The 23,442-nt window shown below is 43.8% G+C and carries 34 protein-coding genes; 20 read left to right on the top strand and 14 right to left on the bottom strand.

What is annotated here, in order from left to right; genetic code table 11:
* The 5 genes from LAY57_RS23995 to LAY57_RS24015 form a co-directional block, all read left to right on the top strand.
* On the top strand, nt 1-327 hold a 327-nt coding region (locus LAY57_RS23995), incomplete at its 5' end, for a hypothetical protein (RefSeq protein WP_249069623.1).
* Nucleotides 269-2,623: an OmpA family protein gene (locus tag LAY57_RS24000; RefSeq protein WP_249069624.1), complete on the top strand. Its 2,355-nt coding sequence runs from the start codon at nt 269-271 to the stop codon at nt 2,621-2,623. The genes LAY57_RS23995 and LAY57_RS24000, both read left to right, overlap by 59 nt.
* A 1-nt stretch (nt 2,624) precedes the next feature.
* A complete protein-coding gene (locus tag LAY57_RS24005) occupies nt 2,625-3,158 on the top strand; it encodes a Rab family GTPase (protein WP_249069625.1) in 534 nt (177 codons plus the stop codon).
* A 42-nt stretch (nt 3,159-3,200) separates the two neighbouring features.
* Complete coding sequence (locus LAY57_RS24010; RefSeq protein ID WP_249069626.1) at nt 3,201-4,772, top strand: sensor histidine kinase; 1,572 nt, start codon at nt 3,201-3,203, stop codon at nt 4,770-4,772.
* A 77-nt stretch (nt 4,773-4,849) separates the two neighbouring features.
* A complete protein-coding gene (locus tag LAY57_RS24015) occupies nt 4,850-5,629 on the top strand; it encodes a PAS domain-containing protein (protein ID WP_249069627.1) in 780 nt (259 codons plus the stop codon).
* 70 nt (nt 5,630-5,699) lie between these two features.
* Here LAY57_RS24015 and LAY57_RS24020 read toward each other — a convergent pair whose 3' ends face one another.
* Nucleotides 5,700-7,199, bottom strand: a complete 1,500-nt coding sequence (locus LAY57_RS24020; RefSeq protein ID WP_249069628.1) for a phenylacetate--CoA ligase family protein — start codon at nt 7,197-7,199, stop codon at nt 5,700-5,702.
* A gap of 410 nt (nt 7,200-7,609) precedes the next feature.
* Entirely contained in the window at nt 7,610-10,519 is a 2,910-nt protein-coding gene (locus tag LAY57_RS24025; RefSeq protein WP_249069629.1) for an MBL fold metallo-hydrolase, read from the bottom strand.
* Between the two features lie 66 nt (nt 10,520-10,585).
* Here LAY57_RS24025 and LAY57_RS24030 point away from each other — a divergent pair, with 66 nt between their 5' ends.
* Together LAY57_RS24030 and LAY57_RS24035 are read left to right on the top strand one after the other, a co-directional pair.
* Nucleotides 10,586-11,077 carry a DUF29 domain-containing protein gene (locus LAY57_RS24030; protein ID WP_249069630.1) on the top strand — a complete coding sequence of 164 codons (492 nt, stop codon included), beginning with the start codon at nt 10,586-10,588 and terminating at the stop codon, nt 11,075-11,077.
* A 77-nt stretch (nt 11,078-11,154) separates the two neighbouring features.
* Nucleotides 11,155-12,648 (top strand): CIA30 family protein, encoded by a 1,494-nt coding sequence (locus LAY57_RS24035; RefSeq protein WP_249069631.1) that lies wholly within the window; start codon nt 11,155-11,157, stop codon nt 12,646-12,648.
* 385 nt (nt 12,649-13,033) lie between these two features.
* Here the strand turns inward: LAY57_RS24035 and LAY57_RS24040 are convergent, their stop codons facing one another.
* Nucleotides 13,034-14,653 carry a methyl-accepting chemotaxis protein gene (locus tag LAY57_RS24040; protein WP_249069632.1) on the bottom strand — a complete coding sequence of 540 codons (1,620 nt, stop codon included), beginning with the start codon at nt 14,651-14,653 and terminating at the stop codon, nt 13,034-13,036.
* A gap of 657 nt (nt 14,654-15,310) precedes the next feature.
* Between LAY57_RS24040 and LAY57_RS24045 the strand changes: the two genes are divergently transcribed.
* Nucleotides 15,311-15,490: a hypothetical protein gene (locus LAY57_RS24045; RefSeq protein ID WP_249069633.1), complete on the top strand. Its 180-nt coding sequence runs from the start codon at nt 15,311-15,313 to the stop codon at nt 15,488-15,490.
* Between the two features lie 230 nt (nt 15,491-15,720).
* Here the strand turns inward: LAY57_RS24045 and LAY57_RS24050 are convergent, their stop codons facing one another.
* Entirely contained in the window at nt 15,721-15,873 is a 153-nt protein-coding gene (locus LAY57_RS24050; protein WP_249069634.1) for a hypothetical protein, read from the bottom strand.
* A gap of 164 nt (nt 15,874-16,037) precedes the next feature.
* Between LAY57_RS24050 and LAY57_RS36615 the strand changes: the two genes are divergently transcribed.
* Nucleotides 16,038-16,208 carry a DUF4160 domain-containing protein gene (locus tag LAY57_RS36615; RefSeq protein WP_249069676.1) on the top strand — a complete coding sequence of 57 codons (171 nt, stop codon included), beginning with the start codon at nt 16,038-16,040 and terminating at the stop codon, nt 16,206-16,208.
* A gap of 13 nt (nt 16,209-16,221) precedes the next feature.
* Complete coding sequence (locus tag LAY57_RS24060; RefSeq protein ID WP_249069635.1) at nt 16,222-16,476, top strand: DUF2442 domain-containing protein; 255 nt, start codon at nt 16,222-16,224, stop codon at nt 16,474-16,476.
* Between the two features lie 238 nt (nt 16,477-16,714).
* Here LAY57_RS24060 and LAY57_RS24065 read toward each other — a convergent pair whose 3' ends face one another.
* The 5 genes from LAY57_RS24065 to LAY57_RS24085 all read right to left on the bottom strand — a co-directional run bounded on the left by LAY57_RS24065 (nt 16,715) and on the right by LAY57_RS24085 (nt 17,941).
* Nucleotides 16,715-16,855, bottom strand: coding sequence for a hypothetical protein (locus LAY57_RS24065; protein WP_249069636.1), 141 nt, complete (start codon nt 16,853-16,855; stop codon nt 16,715-16,717).
* 35 nt (nt 16,856-16,890) lie between these two features.
* A complete protein-coding gene (locus LAY57_RS24070; RefSeq protein ID WP_249069637.1) occupies nt 16,891-17,106 on the bottom strand; it encodes a hypothetical protein in 216 nt (71 codons plus the stop codon).
* Nucleotides 17,107-17,108: 2 nt separating this feature from the next.
* A complete protein-coding gene (locus LAY57_RS24075; RefSeq protein ID WP_249069638.1) occupies nt 17,109-17,288 on the bottom strand; it encodes a hypothetical protein in 180 nt (59 codons plus the stop codon).
* Between the two features lie 216 nt (nt 17,289-17,504).
* Complete coding sequence (locus LAY57_RS24080) at nt 17,505-17,690, bottom strand: hypothetical protein (RefSeq protein WP_249069639.1); 186 nt, start codon at nt 17,688-17,690, stop codon at nt 17,505-17,507.
* A complete protein-coding gene (locus LAY57_RS24085; RefSeq protein ID WP_249069640.1) occupies nt 17,678-17,941 on the bottom strand; it encodes a hypothetical protein in 264 nt (87 codons plus the stop codon). Before LAY57_RS24085 ends, LAY57_RS24080 begins: the two co-directional genes overlap by 13 nt.
* A gap of 39 nt (nt 17,942-17,980) precedes the next feature.
* Between LAY57_RS24085 and LAY57_RS24090 the strand changes: the two genes are divergently transcribed.
* A complete protein-coding gene (locus LAY57_RS24090; RefSeq protein ID WP_249069641.1) occupies nt 17,981-18,220 on the top strand; it encodes a hypothetical protein in 240 nt (79 codons plus the stop codon).
* A gap of 65 nt (nt 18,221-18,285) precedes the next feature.
* Here LAY57_RS24090 and LAY57_RS24095 read toward each other — a convergent pair whose 3' ends face one another.
* Complete coding sequence (locus tag LAY57_RS24095; protein WP_249069642.1) at nt 18,286-18,492, bottom strand: hypothetical protein; 207 nt, start codon at nt 18,490-18,492, stop codon at nt 18,286-18,288.
* Between the two features lie 103 nt (nt 18,493-18,595).
* Here LAY57_RS24095 and LAY57_RS24100 point away from each other — a divergent pair, with 103 nt between their 5' ends.
* From LAY57_RS24100 to LAY57_RS24110, 3 genes are read left to right on the top strand one after another with little or no spacing between them, the layout of a single operon-like run.
* Nucleotides 18,596-18,847 (top strand): DUF2281 domain-containing protein, encoded by a 252-nt coding sequence (locus LAY57_RS24100; protein WP_249069643.1) that lies wholly within the window; start codon nt 18,596-18,598, stop codon nt 18,845-18,847.
* A complete protein-coding gene (locus tag LAY57_RS24105; RefSeq protein WP_249069644.1) occupies nt 18,848-19,240 on the top strand; it encodes a type II toxin-antitoxin system VapC family toxin in 393 nt (130 codons plus the stop codon).
* The gene (locus LAY57_RS24110; RefSeq protein ID WP_249069645.1) at nt 19,237-19,428 is read left to right on the top strand and encodes a hypothetical protein; all 192 of its coding nucleotides are present in this window, start codon (nt 19,237-19,239) and stop codon (nt 19,426-19,428) included. Before LAY57_RS24105 ends, LAY57_RS24110 begins: the two co-directional genes overlap by 4 nt.
* A gap of 78 nt (nt 19,429-19,506) precedes the next feature.
* Here the strand turns inward: LAY57_RS24110 and LAY57_RS24115 are convergent, their stop codons facing one another.
* Nucleotides 19,507-19,920, bottom strand: a complete 414-nt coding sequence (locus LAY57_RS24115) for a hypothetical protein (RefSeq protein WP_249069646.1) — start codon at nt 19,918-19,920, stop codon at nt 19,507-19,509.
* Between the two features lie 192 nt (nt 19,921-20,112).
* Here LAY57_RS24115 and LAY57_RS24120 point away from each other — a divergent pair, with 192 nt between their 5' ends.
* Genes LAY57_RS24120 through LAY57_RS36305 form a run of 3 tightly spaced genes read left to right on the top strand, consistent with a single transcriptional unit; the run spans nt 20,113 to nt 20,990 of the window.
* Nucleotides 20,113-20,493 (top strand): hypothetical protein, encoded by a 381-nt coding sequence (locus LAY57_RS24120; RefSeq protein WP_249069647.1) that lies wholly within the window; start codon nt 20,113-20,115, stop codon nt 20,491-20,493.
* A complete protein-coding gene (locus LAY57_RS24125) occupies nt 20,490-20,693 on the top strand; it encodes a hypothetical protein (RefSeq protein WP_249069648.1) in 204 nt (67 codons plus the stop codon). Before LAY57_RS24120 ends, LAY57_RS24125 begins: the two co-directional genes overlap by 4 nt.
* A 12-nt stretch (nt 20,694-20,705) precedes the next feature.
* Entirely contained in the window at nt 20,706-20,990 is a 285-nt protein-coding gene (locus LAY57_RS36305) for a hypothetical protein (protein WP_338022476.1), read from the top strand.
* A gap of 19 nt (nt 20,991-21,009) precedes the next feature.
* Here LAY57_RS36305 and LAY57_RS36310 read toward each other — a convergent pair whose 3' ends face one another.
* The 3 genes from LAY57_RS36310 to LAY57_RS24145 all read right to left on the bottom strand — a co-directional run bounded on the left by LAY57_RS36310 (nt 21,010) and on the right by LAY57_RS24145 (nt 21,954).
* Nucleotides 21,010-21,369: a DUF5615 family PIN-like protein gene (locus LAY57_RS36310; RefSeq protein ID WP_338022477.1), complete on the bottom strand. Its 360-nt coding sequence runs from the start codon at nt 21,367-21,369 to the stop codon at nt 21,010-21,012.
* On the bottom strand, nt 21,353-21,604 hold the full coding sequence (locus LAY57_RS24140; RefSeq protein ID WP_249069649.1) for a DUF433 domain-containing protein: 252 nt from the start codon (nt 21,602-21,604) through the stop codon (nt 21,353-21,355). The genes LAY57_RS36310 and LAY57_RS24140 overlap by 17 nt, the downstream gene beginning before the upstream one ends.
* Before the next feature lie 98 nt (nt 21,605-21,702).
* Nucleotides 21,703-21,954, bottom strand: a complete 252-nt coding sequence (locus LAY57_RS24145) for a hypothetical protein (RefSeq protein ID WP_249069650.1) — start codon at nt 21,952-21,954, stop codon at nt 21,703-21,705.
* Between the two features lie 231 nt (nt 21,955-22,185).
* On the opposite strand from LAY57_RS24145, the gene LAY57_RS24150 reads away from it, so the two are divergent.
* Genes LAY57_RS24150 through LAY57_RS24160 form a run of 3 tightly spaced genes read left to right on the top strand, consistent with a single transcriptional unit; the run spans nt 22,186 to nt 23,377 of the window.
* Nucleotides 22,186-22,548, top strand: a complete 363-nt coding sequence (locus LAY57_RS24150) for a papain fold toxin domain-containing protein (RefSeq protein ID WP_275994324.1) — start codon at nt 22,186-22,188, stop codon at nt 22,546-22,548.
* Between the two features lie 32 nt (nt 22,549-22,580).
* Entirely contained in the window at nt 22,581-22,949 is a 369-nt protein-coding gene (locus LAY57_RS24155; protein ID WP_249069651.1) for a hypothetical protein, read from the top strand.
* Nucleotides 22,946-23,377 carry a hypothetical protein gene (locus LAY57_RS24160; RefSeq protein ID WP_249069652.1) on the top strand — a complete coding sequence of 144 codons (432 nt, stop codon included), beginning with the start codon at nt 22,946-22,948 and terminating at the stop codon, nt 23,375-23,377. Before LAY57_RS24155 ends, LAY57_RS24160 begins: the two co-directional genes overlap by 4 nt.
* Nucleotides 23,378-23,442: the final 65 nt, after the last annotated feature.

Here is a 23,442-nt window from a genome sequence, read left to right on the forward strand (position 1 = left end):
CAAGGGGGACAAGGGGGACAAGGGGGACAAGGGGGACAAGGGGGACAAGGAGGACAAGGGGGACAAGGGGGACAAGGGGGACAAGGGGGACAAGGGGGACAAGGGGGACAAGGAGGACAAGGAGGACTCTTTCTGCCAACCAACTACATATCACCTCAGCCCACAAGCAGAACAACCGACGAGCGACCATTTTACATCAGCGTCAAATATAGCAGAATCAGCATCAAATTCCATCGCGAATCGGTCACAAGAGTTAAACAATCTAGCATTGCTGTTACTTGGGGAAACAGAAGCAAACGAGCCGACGCTAGAACCTGTTTTATCTAGCACCAAATTAACTGATGCTCATGATTTGATCGCGAATCATGAGCAACAAGAAATCTCGCTAGCCGAGCGTTACCGCATCGAAAAGCAAGACCGAGAAAACTTGGCTCAGTCAAATTCATCCGAGCGTGAAGACGAAAATTTAGAAGAGTCATACGGTGCGTTGAAACGTTTGCAAACTCTTCTACTCGAATCAGAACTGGCTGACTTTAGCCAGGTGATAGATCGGTTTGAACAGAAAGTAACAAATATTGAATATCAGATTCACGAACCCACAGAATTAATCAATTTATTGCTGCCTATTATTTCCGAGCTTCTGAATCGCAAAGTAGCTGAATCAAATGAGTCAAGAGACGCAGTTGCCGATTCTCTTTCTCCCATCATCGATCAAGTGATTTTGGCGAAAACAAGGGAAGATAGGGTGGCGATGGGTAATGCTATCGCACTCGCTATGCCAACAGCAATTTCCGAACTTGTGCGGAATTATCCGACGGAAGTGGGGCACGCCTTAGCGCCCGATATCGCCGCAGCAATTAAGGAGCAAATAAGGCTGAATCCACAAGCGATGGTGGCGGCTCTTTATCCGATCATTCATACAGTGATTGACAGCAAACGCCAAGAAGATATAGATGCGCTCAGCGCGGCTATAGCCCCCTTGCTCCCGCCAGCCATTAAAGAACAAATTCGCAGCTCGCCGCAGGAAATCGCCCAGGCTATAGCGCCAGAAATTGCATCAGCCATTAAAGAACAAATTAGACTGGAGCAAGATTCGATCGCCTCCGCGCTAGCGCCGGAAATGGGCAGAGCCATCAAACAACAGATTGAGATTGAGAGGGATGCGATGGTAGACGCCCTCTATCCTGTGATTGGCAGCACAATTGCCAAATACATGGCAGACGCAATTCGGACTATCAACGAAAAGATCGAACACACCTTCAGTATGGAGGGGCTCAATCGCAAAATTCGCTCTAAAGTGCAGGGAGTTTCCGAAGCCGAATTAATTCTCAAAGAAGCGATTCCCTTTACAGCCCGCGCTGTTTTCTTGATTCACAAAACTTCCGGTTTAGTCATGTCAGAAATCCAATCTTCTGAAGAACAGAAATTGGAGTCGGATATGGTGGCGGGTATGCTGACGGCTATCCGCAGCTTTGTGAATGATTGTATCGCTCAATCTGGAGATGTTTCGGAAATTGATGCGATCGACTACGGAAATTCCAAAATCATCTTGGAAGTGGCGGGATACTGTTACCTCGCTGTGGTTACTCAAGGAGAAACGCCCCAGTGGTACAGCCATAGGGTGCAAGAAGCGCTCCTAGCGATCGTCGAAAGCTACGATCGCCTCATCAAGTCGTATCAAGGAGACCCTGCCAGCATCCCCGAACGGGTACACAATATCCTAGAAGGCTTAGTAAAGATCAAGGACACAAGTACCAAGGATAAAAAGTCTAAATTTACTGGTTTGCTAGTTGTCGGTTCAGTTTTGGCGGGTTTAATTCTCCTGCCTTGGGGATATCATCAGTATCGTAATGCGATCGATCGCCAGATTGAGAAAGACACCGCCCAACGCTTGGCATCTGTACCGGAATTAGCCGTTTATCGTCTCTCCATCAATGCTCGTGAAGGCAAGCTGGGGCTTTCTGGAAAATTGCCAAATCAGGAATTGCGCTCAAAAGTCGAACAAATTGCCAAGGAAATTGCACCTGCTTACGCATTAAAAAATCAAATAGTCGTCCAACCGCCCCCCGATCCTGTGCGGACAGGATCTGACGTAAAACGAGTCACATCGATTTTAAATCAGATGAACGGCACTGCCATTTCATCCCAGTATCAAGCCGGTAAAGTCTCGGTAAAGGGAACAGTAGCCCAGGTTGGCGATGCTGAGAAAATCACCCAAGCTTTTAAGCAAATACCGGGGATTGTCACTGTCACCAACACCGTACAACTACAGCAATTCTCCGTCCCCATCCGCATTTACTTCGAGCTTGGTTCAACTCAGCTAAAAGCAGGAGATCGAAACAAAGTTCTCCAGGTCAAGGCATTTCTGAATCGCTATCCGCAAACAGACCTTACAATAGTAGGTCATAGCGATACGATCGGCAACTCTCTGGAAAATCAGCGCTTGGCACTGTCGCGGGCGGAAACGGTGCGACTCGCCCTAGTGGCAGAGGGCATCGATCCCAAACGGTTACAAGCTGTTGGGACGCCCAATCCCCCCCTCGGTCTAGATTCTAGTCAACCATTATGGTTAAGTAGATGTGTACAATTTCAGCCGATACCCCCTGGCTTCAAACGTAAATAATATGTCCACGATCTCGAAAAAAATTTGCCTTGTTGGTGACTTTGGCGTAGGTAAAACCAGCTTGATTCGTCGTTTTGTAGAGCAGCAATTCAGCGATCAGTATCTTTCAACTGTGGGAGTCAAGATTTCTCGCAAAACTGTTGAATTAGAAGGAGTAAAAGAGCAAGAAAAGTTGAATTTACAGATGATGATATGGGACTTAGAAGGTCATACGAAATTTAAGGGGATCGCACCAACTTATCTAGCTGGGGCTGGCGGTGCGATCATCGTTGCCGATGTCACCCGTCAAGAAACCCTAGAACGGATCGGCGAGCATATCGATTTGTTTTTTTCCGTCAACCCCAAAGGCTTTATCATTATTGCCTTGAATAAATCAGATATGTTCGAGGAGGAAAAAATAGATAAACTTCTCAGCAATTATCAGTTTGCAGAGGAGAAGCGCGTATTATCCACCCATTCAACTTCTGCAAAAACAGGCAAAGACGTTGACCTAATCTTTCACAAATTAGCTGACAAAATGGCAGGACTAACCTGAATATCCCATTCTCAATAAATTCTCAAACCCACCCACATCATTATGAACTATCACGTCCTCGATAAGATTTTCAACCAACCTTCTATACTCCGCCACATAGAATACTTGATAGTAGATAAAAACCTCCAAATCTTAGATATATCCGAGTCAGTGCAACGGTTTGCTGATTCTCCTACTCGCGTCGTAAAAGCCAATGATGTCCGCGAGGGGTTTCCCGAATTAATAGGATATGAAGATATCTTAATCTCCATCATTCAAGGACAGCAAGAGGCTTTCCAGTTAAAAGGAGTTGCCCGGTCTTTAGGTCAGCTTTCTCCGCCATTATATATTGATATCTATGTTGTTGGCGATCGAGACGAAAAGAATTATGAAACTACATTGATAATTATCATTGAAGATGCTACAGAAAGAATGGTGATGGAGCAAAGTTTAGTCCAGAGAGTAAATGAAGCAAATCTTTTATTGAGTGCGTTGGCTGTTTCCAAAGATTATATCGATAAAATTATCACTTCAATGGCAGATGCGTTGTTAGTGACAACAAAAACAGGAAAAATCAAAAGAGTAAACCCAGCAGCAAGCAATTTGTTCGGTTATAGCGAATCAGAATTAATCAACAATCATATTTCTACGATCGTTCCTGACGAAAAATTTCTGCCAACCGCGAATCATCGAAATGGCTTATCCACAGGGGAATTGTTCAAAAATGTAGATTTTGTTTGTAAAAACATCAAGGGAGAAGAAATCCCAGTAGCATTTTCTTGCTCAACAATTAACACTGAAATAGAGGATTTTCAAGAATTTGTATATGTAGGACGGGATATCACCGAGCGCAAGAAAGCAGAGGCAGAAATGCGTCATGCTCTGGCCAAAGAAAAGGAACTCAACGAATTAAAATCCGAATTCGTTTCTATGGTTTCCCACGAATTTGGCAACCCGTTGAATACAGTAATAATGTCTGCTGAATTACTGGAACACTATGGCGATCAATCTACTGAAGAAGAGAAAATTGAGTATCTCCATCACATTCGAGCAGCTGCTAAACAGATGAGTCAACTATTAAAAGATGTCTTGCTCATAGGTAGGGTAGAAGCAGGGAAAATAGACTTTAACCCAGCACCAATTGATTTAATAAAATTCTGCACTGATGTGGTAAAACAAATAAAATTTGGTGCGGGGGGCAAGCGAAGGATCGACTTTGTTCATAACGGAATTTTTAAAGGCCCGATCGCATCTGACGATCGGCCACAAGACTTGCCCCTCATGGATGAAAAACTCTTACAACATATTCTCACTAATTTACTTTCTAACGCGCTCAAGTATTCACCTCAAGACGGCAAAGTTTATTTTAACCTAAATTGTCAAAATGGAGAAGCTATATTTCAAATTAAAGATGAGGGCATTGGTATCCCTTCAGATGACTTAAAGAAATTATTTGAAACATTCCATAGAGCCAAAAATGTTGGCAAAATTCCTGGAACAGGACTGGGGCTGGCTATCGTCAAGCAATCAGTAGATATCCACGGTGGCACCATCACGGTGGAGAGCAAGGTAGGGATGGGAACCACATTTACAGTCACGATTCCATTAAACAACAGTCAACCTAATATCGATTAAAATAAAATCTATTATCATGATAAGATGAGAGATTGAGTGAATTTTAAACCCGTTAGCTGACAACTCAGAAAACAAGGATGAATCCACTTCTAAACAAACTTTTAGCACTGATATCCCCGCCCCGCCGCATGGAATATATGGCAGTGGATGAGGAATTTAAAATTTTAGAGGCATCCTGGGATGTGCAACGGTTTGCCGATTGTCCCGAACGGGTAATGAAGGGAAAAGATGTTCGTCTCGGCTTTCCTGAATTTATCGGAATTGAAGATATCCTAACTGCTATTCTTAAAGGAGAGCAGTTACGTTTCGAGTTAAGAGGGCTAGCCCGTTTTTTGGATCGAAACGAGCCTTTATATATTGATATTTCCATTGTCGCAGATCGGGATGAAAAAACATTGAAAGATCGTCTAATTATCTTATTAGAAGATGTGACAGAAAAAATGGTTTTACAGCAAAGCTTGACTCAAAGAGCTAATGAAACAAGTCTTTTGGCACATACATTAACAGAATACAAAAGATATATTGATAAAGTTTTTACTTCGATGGCAGAAGCATTATTAGTTACGACAAATTCAGGTAATATCAAAAAAGTTAATCAAGCAGCACAAGATTTATTTGGTTATACCGAATGGGAATTAATTAATCAGCCTATTTCGAGGATTATTCTTGATGAAGATTTTTTACGACAATCTAGAGATCGATATTCCATAGAACGCGGAAAAGCGTTGAAAAATGTAAAAGTAGTTTGTCAAACTCAAAGAGGAGAACATATTTATCTCGAATTTTCTTGCTCAGCCATTGAAACGGATATAGAGGACTTTCAAGATTTTATTTATGTTTGTAGGGAAATCGGCTAACGGCGGCTTAATTTTGCAAGCAGCAGCTTAACCAATGCGTAATACCAAATCGGCTTGCCTTGACCCCTTTCTACTTCCGCGTATATCTGTGCTTAACTCCAACAGGAAAATACTCCGGGTCGCCTGTTGGTGCGAGGGAAACTTGCAGCATCTGATATGCTGGCGGAACATAGTTAGCAAACTCGCTGTTGAGTCGCCGCAGCTGAGAAAGGATGGAAGATGCGATCGCCTCCCGTTTCCCCTCGCTACCTTCCACTCCCGGCGCTAATTCCACGATCGCAGACAGAAATTTATTTCGATCCGCATCTTCCTTAACTTGCAATACAAACTTACCCGTTACCCAATCTTTAATAACAGCTTGTTCTAACCCCACCGTCACATTTTCTGGGTAAATATTTGCCCCAAAATAAGAAACCGTAAAATTAGAACGTCCAAACACATACACAAAAGGCAACTGATGAATACCTCTGTCACTAGACAAATCTGTGACTGGATCGCATCCCCATTCTGACAGGAACTTCAGCATTTCATCATAACTAATTATCCCCCCAGTATCCAAAATGTTATAACGAATCAACGGAATGCCGTTATCGCCCGAAAACAGCAAATTTCCCTCACGAACTTCAAAAAAACGACTGAAAGGATCGTACTGTACCAGCGTCGGTAAACGCGATTCACCAAATAGCGCCCGCGCCGCATCTGGAGTATTTGCCAAAAAACGACGAATGCAAATACTCAACGGTGTTTCATTGCCCAAAACACCCGCATCGGCAGTTCCATAAAGTGCGGCAGAATCATAACAGAAATTTGTCGAACCAACTCTTTCTCCAACCAGACTCCGCCACTCTTCGCTAAATACTTCTCCAGCAAAAACCATTTTTAGATGATATTTTTGCCACTCTACATTACGGGCAATACCGCTATCAATGACATCTTTAATAAATGGCGGATATCCCAATAGCACAACTTGCTCAAATCCCTCACCGAGTTCCTGCACAACTCGGAAAATTTCTTCTTTGTTATTTCCTGGAGAGATAACAGTGATGGGATAACCTTTACTGGCAAGATAGCGACAGCAATTCATCGTATAAATCCCGCCTACCCACGTTCCCAAGGTGAAACAAATCACGGCTAAGGTGCGGCGAGTTTCGGCATAAAAGCTATTGTGGAATATTTGCTCAAAACGAGTGGCTATCTGAAGTTCATCTGCAAAAAAACGCGGCCAAAATGTCGGTTTTCCTGTCGAACCGGAGGAAACTGCGATCGTATCGCAGCTTGACAATTCTCCATTGCGGCACAATTCGGCTAACGGGTGAAGCTTGAGGTAATTCTCTTTGGTAATTGGCGGTAGTTTTTGGAAGTCTTCGTAAGTTTGGATGGACGCAGGATCGATGTTATGTTCTGCCAAAAATGCGCGGTAGGCGGGAACTGTGGCAGCAACCGAGTGAAACAAAGCTAAAACACCTGACTCTGCACTACTGTTGGCGTGTCGTTCGAGTAGCGTTTGCATTGGCGTTGTCAGGAATTCTGCAAACGCTTTGATTGCCCGTTGACGTTGTTCTTCTCGCATTGCCGGTACTCAGTTGCATCACCACAAATTGTAGCGGATTCTCGAATTGCATGATGCTGTTGGCTTTGTCGGTGGTGTCGCTTCGAGCCCGCCAGCGATTTGAATCGCTGGCGGGCTCGAAGCGAAGTCATATCATGTCCGGTTGCATCGGTAGCGTAAGCGTGATGCGATAAATTGTCTGTTGTCATCGAGAGTTAAATTTTAACCACAGATGAAGACAGATGAACACAAATGAACACAGATAAGAGAGTTATTTTTTTTAGACAACCGATGCCACCGGAAATGATATCAGTGGCTTTGTGTAGAATTAAAATCTCATCAATTTACCAACAACATCATTACATTTCCAGGCAGAGGCTGGAAACGAGCCACTTGAAGGGTTTCACCCCTCAATCGATTCGCCAACAGTTTTAATCATTTTGCATCATCAATAAATCCTCATCTTCTTCATCTTCTTCATCTTCTTCATCTTCTTCTTCATTTTGACTTTTGACTTTTGACTTTTGACTTTCTATAACCCGTAGCACAAACTCCTGGCATTTGGTGCTGGGATCTACTTGCCGCTCAAATAGCGGACTATCTTCTCCCTGACATTTTCCAGAAGTGAAAAACTGGCATACCGCACAGCAATCTTCTCCAGATGCGATCGCATTCTCGATCGCTAAATGTTGCTGTGAAAGTGGGCTCAGCTTCAGACGATAGCCGTCCCACTTAGCTTTGAGTATGCCATTGGCAGCTAACATCTGCCAACGCGGGTCTGATTCCACCACCGCTTCTGGTATCCTGATCCAAGCACCCTCCACTTCTGCTTCCACAGTCACCTCAAATTCAGAAGGTAACTCCATCTGAGCAAGTTTGGCACGAGAAATTTTTTCTGGAACCTGCCCGTATTCGATCGCCTCTCCGACGCTGGGAATATGGACATAATATTTCTGTTGTAATTCTCCCGCCCTCGCCAATTGGTGCAAAGCATCCAGCGATCCGTGAATCAAAATTAAATGCTTGGGATTAACCTTAGCAATAACTTGGGTTAAGCCAACTTTATCAGCGTGAGCGCTCAAATTAAATCGTTTAATCTGGGCGCGAACAGTTAGCTGTTTGCCATCTAATTCAACCGTATCTCCAGTTTTTAAACTCTGAAGTAAACGACCCGGACTTTCTTCATCGGTGTAACCGCTGATAAAAATAGCAGCGTTTTCTCGCTCCAGCAAAGTAGTAGCGTAGTAGATTGATGGGCCACCAGTTAGCATCCCCGAACTGGCAATAATTACGCTGGGTTTTGCCATTGCTAAAGGTCGTTCTTTGGGAGAACCAATCGGAATAATGGGAGAAGCAGAATTTAGATCGAAGAATGGTTCCTGTCTCTGCTGAGCAAAATTCTGCACAGACTGGGGTAATAAAGCCAGATTGTCTCGGAAAACATCGGTGATCGCTCGCACTAAACCATCTACAAAAATAGGAATTTTGAGTTTGTGAAATACAGCGCTAGTGCGAATAGCGAGGATAATTTCTTGCGCTCTTCCTAAAGCGAAAGCGGGGATGAGAACGTTACCGCCTTTGGTAACAACTTCTGCGATCGCTTCTAGCAATGCACTTTCTTGCGACTTCCTACCTGGATGGGTATCTGCTCCATAAGTTGACTCGGTAATCAGAACATCTGCTGTGGGAAGATCCGCCAATTTCAACCCTTCAGTTGTACGGCTGGAAGTAGTATTGTAATCTCCGGTGTAAAGCAAAGAGCGCTCCTCGTATCGCATATAAATACAAGCAGCACCCACAATATGACCGGCATTGATAAACCTCACCTTCAATCCCGGTAACGGCTCAAAATCAAAGCCGATCGGTTGCGTCTCCAGCCGAAACAAGGTACGCTCTAAATCAGCTTCATCAAACAATTCTGGCGAATCTTCGTTCAATTGCTGAACTTTCAGGCAATCCTGCAACATTACGTGAGCAATTTCCCTCGTACCTGGAGTACAAATCATCCGCACACCAGGGAAACGATTGTGAAAGACTGGTACAGCGCCTAAATGATCTTGGTGAGCGTGGGTGATCAGCAACAAATCTGGGTTTTTCAGGTTATCCAATGCTGGTAAAGGATCGTAACCCTTCGGTCGAGTGCCGCAATCCATTACTATTTCATAAGGGCCAATAAAAACTTGGAAGCAGGAAGCACCAATTCCCTTAGCAGCTCCCAAAGGCGTTACTATTAATTTTGGATGTTGGATTTTGGATTTTTGATTTTCAGATTGATCGTCAATTTCAGCAACAAGAGCTAATTTGGGATTTTGGATGTTGGATTTTTGATTTTCAGATCGATCGTCAATTTCAGCAACAAGAGCTTCCTCATCCGCACTCGACTCCAATCCAAAATCTGAAATCTGAAATCTCAAATCGGTTGCCGATCGCGGATATTGGTAAACCTTGACTCTTTTACCGCGCACATACACCCTGGCGCGTTGTCCGCTAGCTGGCGAAACAGCTTCCCACTCCCAACCGTTGCGGCGTCGAATTGCTGGCGCAAGTTCCCATGTTGTCTCTTCAGTTTCGGCTGTTAGTGCCGCCAAAGCAATATCATTTGGCGGAGTGGGTTCGGGTAAAATCTTTGTAGCTTCTGCCTTTGAGTCTGAACTTTGCTGGGGTGCAGGGGAGAGGTTTAATGCAGATTCTTCTATGCTCTTTTGCTCTTCTGCTTCGCTACTTCCATCTTCCTCCTCAACAAACTGAGCTGCGAAAACTTGCAGTTCGGTTCCAACCCGGCGTGCTTCAACCTGCAACAGTTGTCCCACTTTTATATTAAAAGTGCTGGAATTGAGCAAGGTGAGCTTGAGGGTTTTTTGTTCCGTTCGCTTGACCTTAAACTGGACGGATGGGTTGCGTCTACCTATTTGTAGCACCCGACCGATTAGCTGACATCTATCCTCATCAGAACCACCGGATATGGGTTCGGAACCAACCACGCTCACAAGCGAGATTTGACCCGTGGAATCGGTGCTGGGGATGACGTTCCACGCACAAACCTGTCCTTCTGTCCACTCTGCCAGTTTTGGTGAAATGCGAAAGCGAGTGTTATCCGCACAAATCAGGTGGGGTATCCCTTCGATCGCACAAATATGTCCTGTGATGGTGAACTGGAAGGTCTGGCTATCAGAGGATTCAGGAGAGACGGTGGCGTTGATGCAGTCTGCCGTAGGCATCGCGGTTCGATCGGTCATGGTCATGTTCAAAGTTATTGCCCAGAGTGGCACTGCAACGACTTTAGCATCCATAGGGCAGGGGTAGACGGCATACCTACCTCGGAACGTACTATATTGCAGCATGATTCATTTTATTCTACCTCCTAAAAAGGGTGTAAAGTTGAAGAATCGGTATAAAAGGCGATCGCTATGATCCAGACTCAAGTAGAAGTGTCTAACTCTTCCGAACTGTACGAATCAGATTTCTATGCTTGGACTGTTGAGCAAGCGAAGTTTTTGCGCGATCGTGCTTGGAATAGTTTAGATATTCCAAATTTAGTTGAGGAGATTGAGTCTTTGGGCAAACAAGAGCGCCAAAAATTAAGAAGTCGTTTGGCTATTTTATTAGGGCATTTACTCAAGTGGGAGTTTCAGCCAAGCTATCGCTCTAATAGTTGGCTTGGTACTATTCGAGAACAGCGGCGACGTATTATTGAACTGCTTGAAGAAAACCCTAGTTTGAAACCTTATTTACCTGAAGCTAAAGAAAAAACCTACCAGGACGGGTTGGACTTGGCTGTTCAAGAAACATCGTTAAGCTACAAAATTTTTCCATCTGAATGTCCTTATGATTTAGAGCAGGTCTTAGATTCTAAGTTTTTCCCCGGCCTACAACTTGATAATGACCCAAAAGTAGATTAAAATGAGCGCCCAGTTTCCAGTAGGAAAAACAGCACTATTACCGCTTTTCGTACCTAATATTTCATGGTTATAAGAAAATGAAAAATCAACGCGATCGCTCTCAATGGGACTTAGGCAGATTCTTTCAAACCCTTAGCTATTTTGAAGTAATCCCTTTTTTCAACTGCCTACAGCGGTTATTCCAAGGTACTCCCAAGGATAATAGAGATAGACCTAATGGAGACAAAAAAATGGGTGCAATCCTGGTAGCTGGTGCAACAGGCGGTGTCGGGAAGCGAGTCGTGCGGCGACTTGTCGATCGCGGTTATCAAGTACGTGCCTTAGTTCGAGACTCCCAGAGAGCAAAAGAAATGCTCGGCGACAAAGTGGAACTGTTCGAGGCTGATATTACTATACCAGAAACCTTGACTGCCGCACTGATGAGCGACGTAAGTGCGATCGTCTGTTGTACTGGCGTCCGTGTACAACCAGTCGAAGGAGACACACCCGATCGGGCCAAATACTATCAAGGCATCAAATTTTATCTGCCAGAAGTAGTTGAAAGTCCAGAAATAGTTGACTATCAAGGCATCAATAACTTAGTACAAACTGCGGCGCGACATCTCGATAAATCAGACGAAAAATTAATATTTGATTTCACACAAGTAACCGACGACATAAAAAACACTTGGGGTGCTGTCGATGATGTCGTCATGGGTGGCGTCAGTCAAAGCGGTGTACAGTTGGTAGATAACACAGTTTTATTTGCTGGCAATGTATCAACTGCCAATTCCGGCGGTTTTGCTTCCGTTCGTACCCGCAATTTCGATACCCCCCTCGATTTGTCTGGATACGAAGGCGTCGAATTGCGCGTCAGAGGAGACGGAAAACGATACAAATTCTTCATCCGCACCGAAAGTCAATGGGATGGCGTTGCTTACAGTTATTCTTTCGACACAGTAGCAAACACCTGGATAAATGTGCGCGTCCCTTTTGCTGACTTAATTGCCGTCTTTCGCGCCAAAACTTTACAAAATTCTACTACTATCAATTCCAACCAAATTCGCTCCTTCCAGCTGATGCTGAGTAAGTTTGAATATGACGGAGGACTCAACCCAAATTTTACACCAGGTGGTTTCGCCTTGCAAGTTGAATCTATCAAAGCTTATGGCAACTACCGTCCGCAATTCGTAATGGTTAGTTCCGCTGGCGTTACTCGTCCCGGTCGTCCTGGAATAAACTTAGAAGAAGAACCGCCAGCAGTGAGAATGAACGACCAGTTAGGCGGCATTCTGACTTGGAAATTGCGCGGCGAAGATAGCGTGCGGTCAAGTGGCATTCCTTATACTATTGTCAGACCTTGTGCGTTGACAGAAGAACCGGGTGGCAAACCATTAATTTTCGACCAAGGTGACAACATTCGCGGCAAAATAAGTCGAGAAGATATCGCCGAACTATGTGTGCAAGCGTTAGAAGAACCGAAGGCGTGCAATGTCACGTTTGAGGTAAAAGAGACAGAAAATGGCAACGGCAGTAAAGATTTGCAGACTTTGTTTGGTAGGTTGCAACCTGCTGCTTTAGTTAAGCGCTGATACTGTAGGGTGCGTTAATAACGCACTCTGCTACTGCAAGTAATTTAACTCAATGTTACTAAAGGAAGCTCTGGAATATACCTTACAACTTGATGACTCTGATGATGAGAATTCAGAGCGAGCAAATTAATTTATAGGGAGTGTTTTCTTGATGATATCGCGTGCGATCGCACCTCTCTACAGAAGCGCGATCGCACTCTAACAAATCTGAATTTTTACATCGCCCTGTTTAACCTAAAGCCAGATTTAATAGACATCTCCAAAAAACTTTGTAGAGACGTTTCATGAAACGTCTCTACAAGGGTTCTAGGCAACGCGCCTTTAATTTCTGGTGATGTCTAATGAAGTTGCGCTCGATCCAACACAGGTTCTTCGCCAAAAAACATCAGATCTGAGCAACTTTAAAACGAGAGATTTCCAGGTGCAAATTCTGTGATGCATCGTCCAGTTTACCCATCGCACCGTTAATATCCCGCAACACTTCGACAATTTGTGAAGAACCTTCACTCAATTGCAGCATAGAATCACTGATTTGTGACGCTTCTTCTGATTGGGCTTCCATACTGTTACTCACCTGTTTAAACTGGGGGGTTAGGCTTTGCACTTCGCGGATAATCGACTCTAATTTAGGGCTGATACTACTGACAACTTCAACGATCTCTTTTACTTGTTGGGTAAAGTTATCCATTTCTCTGACCCCGATAGAAACCGCCCCTTGCATATCTTCGATCGTATTCTCGATGTCTAGGGTAGCAACTGCCGTTAGATCGGCTAGGCGAGAGATTTCTCTAGCTACTACACTAAACCCTTTGCCATACTCGCCAGCTTTTTCTGCTTCGATCGCCGCGTTTAGGGAAAGTAAATTGGTTTGATCTGCTACTTTGACAATTGTGATAATAATGTCATTAATGTTTTTAGCTTTTTCGCCGATCGCTCCCAGTTTCTCCGATATGGTATTTGTTGCATCTGCCAATTTAACCATGCTTGTTTCCATCTGCATCAAGTCTTTTTGACTCTCAACTGCCGCACTAGCCGTTGTTTGCGACTTGTACTCTACTTGATTAATTGTCTTCACCAGTTGCGAAGAGGCGGCAGCAATCTGCTTAGCTGTAACAGCTACCTTATTCGTAGTGCTATACTGCTCTGTTACCGTTGCTTCTAATTCCTTGCTGGAAGCAACAATAGAAGTGACAGAGCCACTGACTTGAATCCCAGACTCCTGTACGTGGCGAATTAAGGAATTTAGTTTTTGGGTCATGATCTGGAAGGCTTTCAGCAGTTGACCGATCTCGCTTCCATCGTCCGCGACTTCGATGTTCTGAGTGAGATCTCCTCGTGCGATCTGTTCGGTAGCGCCGATCGCGATCGGCAACTGTTGTTTCAATGGCAAGGTAATCGCTACAGCGGTAACGATCGTGCCGATGATAGATAACAAAATACTCACCGCAAGGGTCACTAACAGGAGTTGCTGGGCTTGTTCGAGCGCTTTGGTCTTTTGGTTCAGCAGATAATCCGACCTGTCGAGGAAGTCATTCCGTGCCTCGTCATACTCTGCGAAGCGGATCGACTTCAGCATCTCTGTCCCCTCAGCAACTTTTTTTTCATCAAACAACCTAAAAATTTCTTGAGATTTTTGATGGTAATTTTCTCCTTCCGAAATTAACACTCCAATTGCTTTGTCTTGAGTATAATTTGGAACAATTCTTTTAAGCTCTTCAGCTTTTTCTCGAAAACTTTCATATCCAGAATTGTAGCTTTTCTTGTAAGAATCCCGCGTCTCCCTGTCATCAAAAAAAACAGCGTAACCACGAACATTCCGCGTCATCCTTGAAACTCCATAAGTTAATTCCTCCTCCACTCGGATCATTTTGTACTGCTCCTGAATTGCCCTCTGTGACTCGGAGAATCTTTGAGTCGTTAAATACACAATGAAGCCAACACCAATCATAAAGATCAGCGGCGTCGAATATCCAAGTAAAATGCGGTTGGTAATTTTATTCAACATGGTTGAGATTAATAAAAGACCCTCTAAGAGTTTTCGGTTCTGGGATTGCCTCACTTATTGGGAACAAAGCAGGCCAGTTTATTGTCAATAACTTATCTTATTGACAATAGCCAAGATTAAGTATATCTTACCAAATTCTAATTAAGCCAACAGGATTTAGGCCAGCCCCGCAGAAGTAGCAATTCATACTCATAATGAGTATGGTTTAGTATTCAAAGCGATATGGCTAACGCCACGCTATGCGCTCGCGTCGCACGCTACCCGAACCCGAACGCACCCTCACCCCCACCAGCACTAAATTTGAGTATTGCGGTACACAAGCAAGATCATAGAGATGGGGCTCTTCCGTACTTACTATGCTATTTGAGTAGAGGGGGAGAGTGGGAGAGTGGGAGAGTGGGAGAGTGGGGGAGTGGGAGAGGGGGAGAGGAGAAAAGAAATAAAAATGTTCTTAGGTGAACAAAAGCATAGCAACTCCGAAAGAGCCAACCGATCGCAACGGAGGCTGAAAACGATCGGACGATCGCTCTGGCACAAGAACTTGAACATCGTTCGCCACGCACGGTGGAGGAAGAGGTTTTTCTGGAGCTTTTGCTCGTACTGATTGAGAAGTTTGAAGAAGAAAACTATCCTATTTCTACAGGAAATTATAGCTCAATGATGCGACATTTAATGGATGCAAGGGATTTAGAAGAGTCTGACTTGATCCCGATTTTAGGGTCAGCAATACCAGTTTCCGAAATTTTGATGAATGAAAGACCGATTAAGCATGATGAAGCCAGAAAATTAGCTGAGTTTTTTCGAGTTGAGATGGATTTATTTCTGGAATCAGAATGAAACAAATGAACTTAAGTTGAATGCGATCGCCTCATTCTCTCCAATTCCACAAACACGATGCAAAAGCGATATGCCTACGGCACGCTGCGCGATCGCACTCTCCAATTCCCCAAACACGATCGCTAATCGAGCTTGGGCTTACAATCGGCAAAGGCTTTCTAATTCTGATGATAGCTGTATCCACTGAGTAAAATCTAATTGGTAAAAGGCGATTCGGATGTCTGTGGCGTTCAATTCTTCAATAAATGCCCAAAGTAAAGCTTTGTGACCACCACGAAAGCGATCGCGTAGCGTGCCGTAGGCGTATCGCGTAAAGTTCTGGTTTTGCCAATGTAGAGGATTTCAAGGGTGCGGTGCTTGACAGCGTAGATACAAGCACTCATTGGGAGTTCCCGAAATTCTTTGTCAAGGGCTATCTAACCAATTTATGCTACAATAATTATTAATATTGCTGTTTAGATCTTATTTATGCCAGAAGTTACAAGATTTTATGGAATAGTCCTGCAAAATTTTCTTTGGAGATCACCCACCGCCTCATTTCCATGTCATTTATGGTGAATATAATGCTTTAGTCAGCATTGAGTCTTTAGAAATTATTGAAGGAGATTTACCGAATCGGGCTGAAAAAATGGTATTAGAATGGGGGAAGTTGTACCAGAAAGAACTGCTGCAAATGTGGAATACCCAAGAGTTTATTAAACTTCCACCTTTAAAGTAATTGAGAGTTTTTTATGCAACCTTATCGGATTGTTTCTGCTCAAACTATTGACGATCGTACTTTGCTGGTTAAGTTTAACAATAATGAAATCAGAAAGTACGATATTTCTAAATTATTAGAAATACCCATGTTCGCGCCCTTACGTAATCCAGGTTTTTTCAGAAACTTTAAAATAGAACCTGGTGGTTATGCTTTGGTTTGGAATGAGGACATTGATATCAGCGAATATGAATTTTGGCAGAATGGAATCAGTTTCACAGATGGGTAAATCCAGCCTCATCTTGAATCTACACATCATATTATTCACTAAGAAATAAGCGCGGTTTGCCAAAAGTCTCAAGACAGCTTCAACTTTGGGCTGTAGCTCTGGGTGTTTGCGGATGAGGGCTTTGTAGGCACGTTTAAACGAGCGAGCAAAAGTGATAATTTTCAACTGTTTAGCTCCGCGATCGCTTCATTAACTTTGCCTCGAAAAACGTTTCCTTTCTTCCCCAAACACGATATGCCTACGGCACGCACTCGCGTTCGCACTCTCCAATTCCACCAGCACGATTGCCTACGGCACGCACTCGCGATCGCACCCACATCCATCCCCTTGCATCGATCGCACTCTCCAATTGAACAAGTACGATTGCGCTAACGCGCACGCTACGCGATCGCACTGTTAAAAAAATAAGTTAAATTAAGCTTTAACCTTGACTCGCTGTAAGGGAAAAACTTGTTTTCCTAACGCTACAATTTCTTGCTTTTCTTCAGCAGTCAAGCAATCTTGTCCATTCAGGCTACCACCTGGACGTTTCGGATCTCCTCCTGCATCTAAATATCGCTTTCGTGCTGTAGCAAAGATTTCTCGCAGCCTTTGATATTGTTTTTGTTCTAACTCAGTTGGTTCTCTCACGGTTATAATCTCCAATTAGTAGGAACTATTTCGCCATTGGGTAGGACAACTGCGATCGGTAAAATGGGGCTAGGAGTAGCGATGTACCAATCTCCACTGTCTCTATCATAAAATTCGTACTCGATTAAGTCTAACGTTTGCAGAGCATTGATAACCAAGTATTGAGATTCGGTGGGTTCCACAGGTTGTAATTTTGTATCTGAGCAAGGGACATCTTAGCAAACAACGCGATCGCACCCTCTAATTTAACAAAGGCGATATGGCTAACGCCGAGCTTCACGATCGCACTCAATACCCCACCAGCACTTACATCCCAAAAAGGGCGATAATGCTACGCATCGCTACGCGATCGCACTCTCATCCCCATCAGCACTTACATCCCAAAAAGTACGATTGCGCTAAGGCGCACGCTTCGCGAACGCACTCTCACCCCCACCAGCACTGACATGAATCTGAGATGATTGTAACTGTTTCCACATCGGTTCTAGAAGTGGAAAATAATCAGGAAATTTCTCAATGCTGTAGATAACGATCGCAGTATCAACATACACAATACTGGCGGCTGGAATATTTAACTGTCCCATGAAGATCGCTCCTGTTGCAGATACCGATCGACTTCTTCAGAAGTTTGGAAAAGTTGTTGTCCAGGGGATTGTTTGAGAATGTCGATAACCGATTGTTTGGGTGGAGTGGTTTGTGTGTTGGTTTGTGGGAGGTTGGCTAGAAGTCGCGATCGCACTAGAATTTGCTCTGCGGGTGAGAGTGCTTGGATCGCTTGAATCAAGGATTCGACGAGTTGCACATTAATGTTTGTATTACTGAATGCGCTATTCATTCATTTCCTCCTTTTCTGAATATCTGTTTAGATATTTATATGATAGAGCGACTCATCCCCACTAGCACTCACATCCGAAAAAGGGCGATTGCGCTAAGGCGCACGCTGCGCGATCGCACTCTCACCCCCATCAGCACTTACATCCGAAAAAGAGCGATTGCGCTAAGGCGCACGCTGTGCGATCGCACCCACATCCATTCCCTTGCATCGATCGCACTCTTCAATTCCAGAAATACGATTGCCTACGGCACGCTACGCGATCGCACCCACATCCATTAGCAAATGCGATCGCGAAGTTAGCGCACGCACTCGCGATCGCACCTACATCCATTCTCAAAGGGCAACTACTGACCCCGCCCTGGGAAGCAGTCTGCAAAGCCTAATGCTTCGGAATCGAGAAAGCTGGCTATAGCCATTTCGACAACGGTTTCGATCGGGTATTCAATTTCCGCAGCGCGTGCAACTAGCGCCAGTCGGATTCGTTCGGGTAAGCGATCGAGGATAGCTTGAGCGTCAGCAGCAGATAGTTGTTCTAAGCTAGTAGTCTGCATGGATCTATTTTTCTGGAGGAATTTGGACGTTGTATGGTGGCTCAGTTGCTCGTAAGATGACTGTTTCTAGTTCTAATAGTAGCGCTTTGTCTATAATCCAATTATGACTGTTATTGAACAAATCTACGCGATCGTCAAAAGCCTTCCCCAAAACCAAGCTAGGGAAATTCTCACTTTCGCTGAGTTTATTCGTGCCAAGTACCTGAATGCTAACCAATCCACCGATACAGTAGATTCTTTAACTTCCTGGGAGGAATTGGTTTATTCGCTTGCTGGAGCGTGGGCAGATGACTTTCCTACTCTGGAAGAGATTCGTACCGAGTCGGGGGAAGACATTTTGCGGGAGAGTTTTTAGATGTACATTTTGGATACAAATACATTAATCTATTACTTCAAAGGACAAGGACAAGTTGCCCAGAACCTTGCCAATGTACCTCCTCAAGAAATTGGCATTTCCACGATCGTTTTGTTTGAATTGCAAGTTGGTATTGCTAAATCTACTGCGCCTGCAAAACGCACACAACAACTTCAGCAACTCTTGAGCCGAGTTAATCTTATTCCTTTCGATCGCGATGCTGCTGTTGCGGCTGCCACAATCCGCGCTCAATTAGAGCAACAAGGCACTCCCATCGGACCGCTCGATGTTTTGATTGCAGGGACAGCCGCTTCTTTGCAAGGAACTCTTGTTACTCACAATGTCAAGGAGTTTTCGAGAGTTTCAGGACTTGCGATCGCGGACTGGTATTGAAGATAACGAGCGATCGCACCCTCATCCCCACCAGCACTGACATAGCGAAAAGCGCACTCGCACTCTTACCCCCACCAGCACTTATATCCGAAAAAGAACGATCGCACTCCCATCCGCACCAACACTTACATCGCAAAAAGCGCGATTGCCTACGGCACGCTGCGCGAACGCACTCCCATCCCCACTAGCATTTACATTGTGAAAAGGGTGATTGCCTACGGCACGCTGCGCGAACGTACTACACTTTTCAATGTTTATGAATATATTTATTTTTTTACTTCCTCAAGTATTTTATAAGTATTACAAACTACCTCTATTAAAATATCTCCGCTCAACTGAAAATAAATCAGTGAATCAGAAGCTGTCGCAATTGTGCCATTTTTATTCCTAAATGGGTATGATAAATAAGATAATATTTTATCTGCATCTGCTGATGTGAGTTTTCTAAGTTCTATCTCTCCTACCCAGAAGCAGAATTCTTCTTTATCTGCATCCAAGGGTTGAGAAAGAACGATGTGTAAAATATGGTAAAGTTCGAGGGAAACATCGCCAGCTTCTGGGCCAAAAGTAAAGTCTAGGCGCAATCCCAGATTTTGAGGAAGTAAACAAATTCCAACTAAGTCTGCACTTTTTAAATCTTCTAGAAAGGTTTTCAGGTTTTGAGTAATGGTGAAAGTCATAAACTCAGTTGTTCTCCTGTACTATGGGTGTTTGCTCCTGGCACAAATTGAATTTGGTTTCCAAATTGGTCGTAACGACGACGATAATATTTTCCATTGGTTCCCACCAGCACTTACATTACAAAAAGGGCGATAATGCTACGCATCGCTCCGCGATCGCACCCATATCTATCGTAAAATTAGTTGCAGTTTATGCCTAAAATTAATAAGGAACTCAACTATGTGAATATGGCAAAAATACCTAGAGAAGTTACTGCGACTATAAATAACTTAAAACAGCAGGCTTTAAACATTGTTGAAGAAGCTAGCGCCTTGGAATCAACACTTTTTGAAGCTTTGGGAGAAACAGATGCAACTATCTCCTATTTGGATGAAATGAAGAGTGTGGCAGATTATGCAGAATCCTCATACTCTCAGCTGTCTACTCTCCAACTTCAAATTGCCAAAGCTCAACCTATTGCTCCTCGTGATATGCTAGAGTTATTAGCACAAGCTATCGCACGAACCGAGGCTAGAATTCCCGCGCTTGAGCGTAGTATTGAAGAAGTGAAAATGGAATGGAACTTGCCATGACTAAGCAACCGCGTATTCCCGATCCAGAAACGTCTAAACGCCTACTTGCTAATCTGCGTCGAACTCGCCTGGAATTAGGAGAAGTTAATCAAGAATTGGCAGAAATTAATGCGATGCTGGCACAATATATTAGCCAGCAACAGTTGCAGCGAGTGCGGCGATCGCTTAGTGTTTTAACAGAATTACAGGAATCTCCATGACAAATCCCTTGAGTGAAAAAGGTAGCGCGATCGCACTCTCAAATCCCACAAGTCCGATTGCCTACGGCACGCACTCGCGTTCGCACCCACATCCATTGCAAAAACGATCGCACTCTCCAATCCCACAAGTACGATTGCCTACGGCACGCACTCGCGTTCGCACCCACATCCCTCACCAAAAGCGATCGCACTTTCAAATCCCACAAGTACGATTGCCTACGGCACGCTGCGCGATCGCACCGACATCCATCACCAAACACGATAATGCTACGCATCGCTGCGCGAACGCACTTTTGAATTCCAAAAGTACGATCGCTCAAGAGCTAATTGAAACAACATCGCCAGCATCATTAAGACGAACTTTCGCACTTGCTGGCAGAGAACCTATCATAGCGCTAACTTTCCTCATCAAAGGTACAAGATGGTCTGGTCTTATACTGGTAGAATCTAATACCACAATTCTGATAAAACGACTCGCTAGATTTTGTTGATATGGAAGATTTTTATCGGCTGTGATAAAAACATCAAAAGGATGCTTTTCGGCTCTATCCAAAATTTCCCTGTCTTTTAGACCTCTCCATCCCATATCATAAACATTGTCGATCGAATGACCCTCGTCTATGAAAGGCTGCTTGAGTTTTTGGCTTAAGAGATTTTCATCAAGCAATATAAGCATTTGAAGTATTTTCTATAGACAACATCATCTTAGTTACGTTTTCTAGCACTTTAATTGCCTGACTTTCTAGGTAAGGAAAGTCATTAATAAACTCTGCCAAACCTCTTTCACCTTCCAGGTAGTCGAAAAAAGTTTTTAAGGGGACGCGGGTGCCGACAAATACCGGGACACCGCTCATAATTTCTGGATCGCGGTGAATAATTCCTCTGATGAGTAGTAATTCTTCTATTTTCACGGGCTTTACTCCTTTAGAGCGAAAAAAGCGAGTAATTTTAACTTTTGCTTACAGGTAATTATATCATAAAATTTAGCAGAAGCGATCGCTTTTTAATATTACATAGAAAAAAGAAGCAATAATGCTACGCATCGCTGCGCGAACGCACTCTGCAATTTGAAAAAAGCGAACGCACTCTCCAATTCCACAAGTACGATCGCACCCACATCTATCCCCAAAAACGATATGCCTACGGCACGCTGCGCGAACGCACTCTCCAATTGAACAAACACGATCGCACCCACATCCATTATCAAATACGATATGCCTACGGCACGCTGCGCGAACGCACTCTCCAATTGAACAAGCACGATTGCCTACGGCACGAATAGCGAACGCACCCACATCCATCCCCTTGCATCGATCGCACTCTCCAATTGAACAAGCACGATTGCCTACGGCACGAATAGCGAACGCACCCACATCCATCCACAAAAGCGATAATGTTAGACATCGCTACGCGAACGTACTCACATCATTAGTCATTTTGAGAATTAAATGCTATAATATTTGAATATTTTTTCTAAACTTAGGATGAAAAGTTGAACCAGTTTACAATAGAAGAAATTTACGCAGAGCTTGGCAATATAGTCAAGATGTTTTCTCTTCTCCAATGCGATAAATGTGCTTCTTCTGTAGTAGCCTGGTTAAAACAGAATAAAATACCTTATAAGATTATTAGATTGAAAACTAGATATGACGATGAGGATTTTATAATCAGCGAACGTTTAGAACGTCAGGGTATAACGGAATCGATTACAGTCAATGGAAACCATTATGGGGTGGAAATTCAATGCCGAGTTTTTGATAATATTTCATCTGAGGGAATGTTAAGGGATGAGTGGGTGAATGATTTTCACTGTCCTAGCGAGGATTTTATAGTTGAAGAGGTAGAAGAGTTATAATTTAATTTGAGGGGAAAAGCGGAGAATACATAATGAGTGGATTGTTTGAAATACTGAAAAAAATCGAAGCTAGACCAGGAATGTACATAGGTTGTGCTTCTATTAGCAACTTATTTATGTTTTTGGCTGGGTATAAAACGGCTAGGCGAGAATTAGGAATTGAACCGAATGAGAAGGAATTTGAGTTTTATCGAGAGTTTCAGCCTTGGATACAAAAAAGGTTTAATGTACAGACTGTGAATTCGTGGGCGAAGATTATTTTACTTTATTCTGTGGATGAGAAAGAGGGGTTTAACTATTTCTTTAAGTTGTTAGATGAGTTTTTGAAGAGAGATAACAATGAAATAGTTGAAAAGGAAGGGGCTTATGGTGTTGAGGTTAGTAGTGGTGTAAAAAGTTGAATGAGTGGTTGATTTTGGGAAAAGGCGATCGCTTTTTAATATTCCATAGAAAAAAGAAGCGATCGCACTCTCAAATCCCACAAGTACGATCGCACCCACATCCATTAGCAAAAGCGATCGCACTCTCGAATTCCACAAATACGATCGCACCCACATCACCAAAGACGATCGCACTCTCCAATCCCACAAGTACGATCGCACCCACATCCATCCCCAAACGCGATCGCACTCTCCAATTGAACAAGTACGATCGCACCAACATTCATCACCAAAAGCGATCGCACTCTCCAATTGAACAAGTACGATCGCACCAACATCCATCATCAAAAGCGATCGCACCCACATCCATCCCCAAACACGATATGCCTACGGCACGCTTCGCGAACGCACTCTCCAATCCCACAAGCACGATCGCACTCTCCAATTGAACAAATCCGATCGCACCCACATCCATCCCCAAATCCGATAAAAGCTAGTAAACTTTATATATGGC

Source organism: Argonema antarcticum A004/B2 (assembly GCF_023333585.1).
Lineage (GTDB): Bacteria > Cyanobacteriota > Cyanobacteriia > Cyanobacteriales > Aerosakkonemataceae > Argonema > Argonema antarcticum.

Coding starts and splice junctions, on each gene's coding strand:
- LAY57_RS24090 (WP_249069641.1), top strand. CDS start 17,981: ATGATAGAGCGACTCATCCCCACTAGCACTCACATCCGAAAAAGGGCG.
- LAY57_RS36310 (WP_338022477.1), bottom strand. CDS start 21,369: ATGCTTATATTGCTTGATGAAAATCTCTTAAGCCAAAAACTCAAGCAG.
- LAY57_RS24155 (WP_249069651.1), top strand. CDS start 22,581: ATGAGTGGATTGTTTGAAATACTGAAAAAAATCGAAGCTAGACCAGGA.
- LAY57_RS24095 (WP_249069642.1), bottom strand. CDS start 18,492: ATGCAGACTACTAGCTTAGAACAACTATCTGCTGCTGACGCTCAAGCT.
- LAY57_RS24020 (WP_249069628.1), bottom strand. CDS start 7,199: ATGCGAGAAGAACAACGTCAACGGGCAATCAAAGCGTTTGCAGAATTC.
- LAY57_RS24120 (WP_249069647.1), top strand. CDS start 20,113: ATGCCTAAAATTAATAAGGAACTCAACTATGTGAATATGGCAAAAATA.
- LAY57_RS24080 (WP_249069639.1), bottom strand. CDS start 17,690: ATGGGACAGTTAAATATTCCAGCCGCCAGTATTGTGTATGTTGATACT.
- LAY57_RS24100 (WP_249069643.1), top strand. CDS start 18,596: ATGACTGTTATTGAACAAATCTACGCGATCGTCAAAAGCCTTCCCCAA.
- LAY57_RS24025 (WP_249069629.1), bottom strand. CDS start 10,519: ATGCTGCAATATAGTACGTTCCGAGGTAGGTATGCCGTCTACCCCTGC.
- LAY57_RS24105 (WP_249069644.1), top strand. CDS start 18,848: ATGTACATTTTGGATACAAATACATTAATCTATTACTTCAAAGGACAA.
- LAY57_RS24010 (WP_249069626.1), top strand. CDS start 3,201: ATGAACTATCACGTCCTCGATAAGATTTTCAACCAACCTTCTATACTC.
- LAY57_RS24085 (WP_249069640.1), bottom strand. CDS start 17,941: ATGAATAGCGCATTCAGTAATACAAACATTAATGTGCAACTCGTCGAA.
- LAY57_RS24040 (WP_249069632.1), bottom strand. CDS start 14,653: ATGTTGAATAAAATTACCAACCGCATTTTACTTGGATATTCGACGCCG.
- LAY57_RS24125 (WP_249069648.1), top strand. CDS start 20,490: ATGACTAAGCAACCGCGTATTCCCGATCCAGAAACGTCTAAACGCCTA.
- LAY57_RS24060 (WP_249069635.1), top strand. CDS start 16,222: ATGCAACCTTATCGGATTGTTTCTGCTCAAACTATTGACGATCGTACT.
- LAY57_RS24050 (WP_249069634.1), bottom strand. CDS start 15,873: ATGAGTGCTTGTATCTACGCTGTCAAGCACCGCACCCTTGAAATCCTC.
- LAY57_RS24015 (WP_249069627.1), top strand. CDS start 4,850: ATGAATCCACTTCTAAACAAACTTTTAGCACTGATATCCCCGCCCCGC.
- LAY57_RS24045 (WP_249069633.1), top strand. CDS start 15,311: ATGATGCGACATTTAATGGATGCAAGGGATTTAGAAGAGTCTGACTTG.
- LAY57_RS24115 (WP_249069646.1), bottom strand. CDS start 19,920: ATGACTTTCACCATTACTCAAAACCTGAAAACCTTTCTAGAAGATTTA.
- LAY57_RS24035 (WP_249069631.1), top strand. CDS start 11,155: ATGAAAAATCAACGCGATCGCTCTCAATGGGACTTAGGCAGATTCTTT.
- LAY57_RS24030 (WP_249069630.1), top strand. CDS start 10,586: ATGATCCAGACTCAAGTAGAAGTGTCTAACTCTTCCGAACTGTACGAA.
- LAY57_RS24005 (WP_249069625.1), top strand. CDS start 2,625: ATGTCCACGATCTCGAAAAAAATTTGCCTTGTTGGTGACTTTGGCGTA.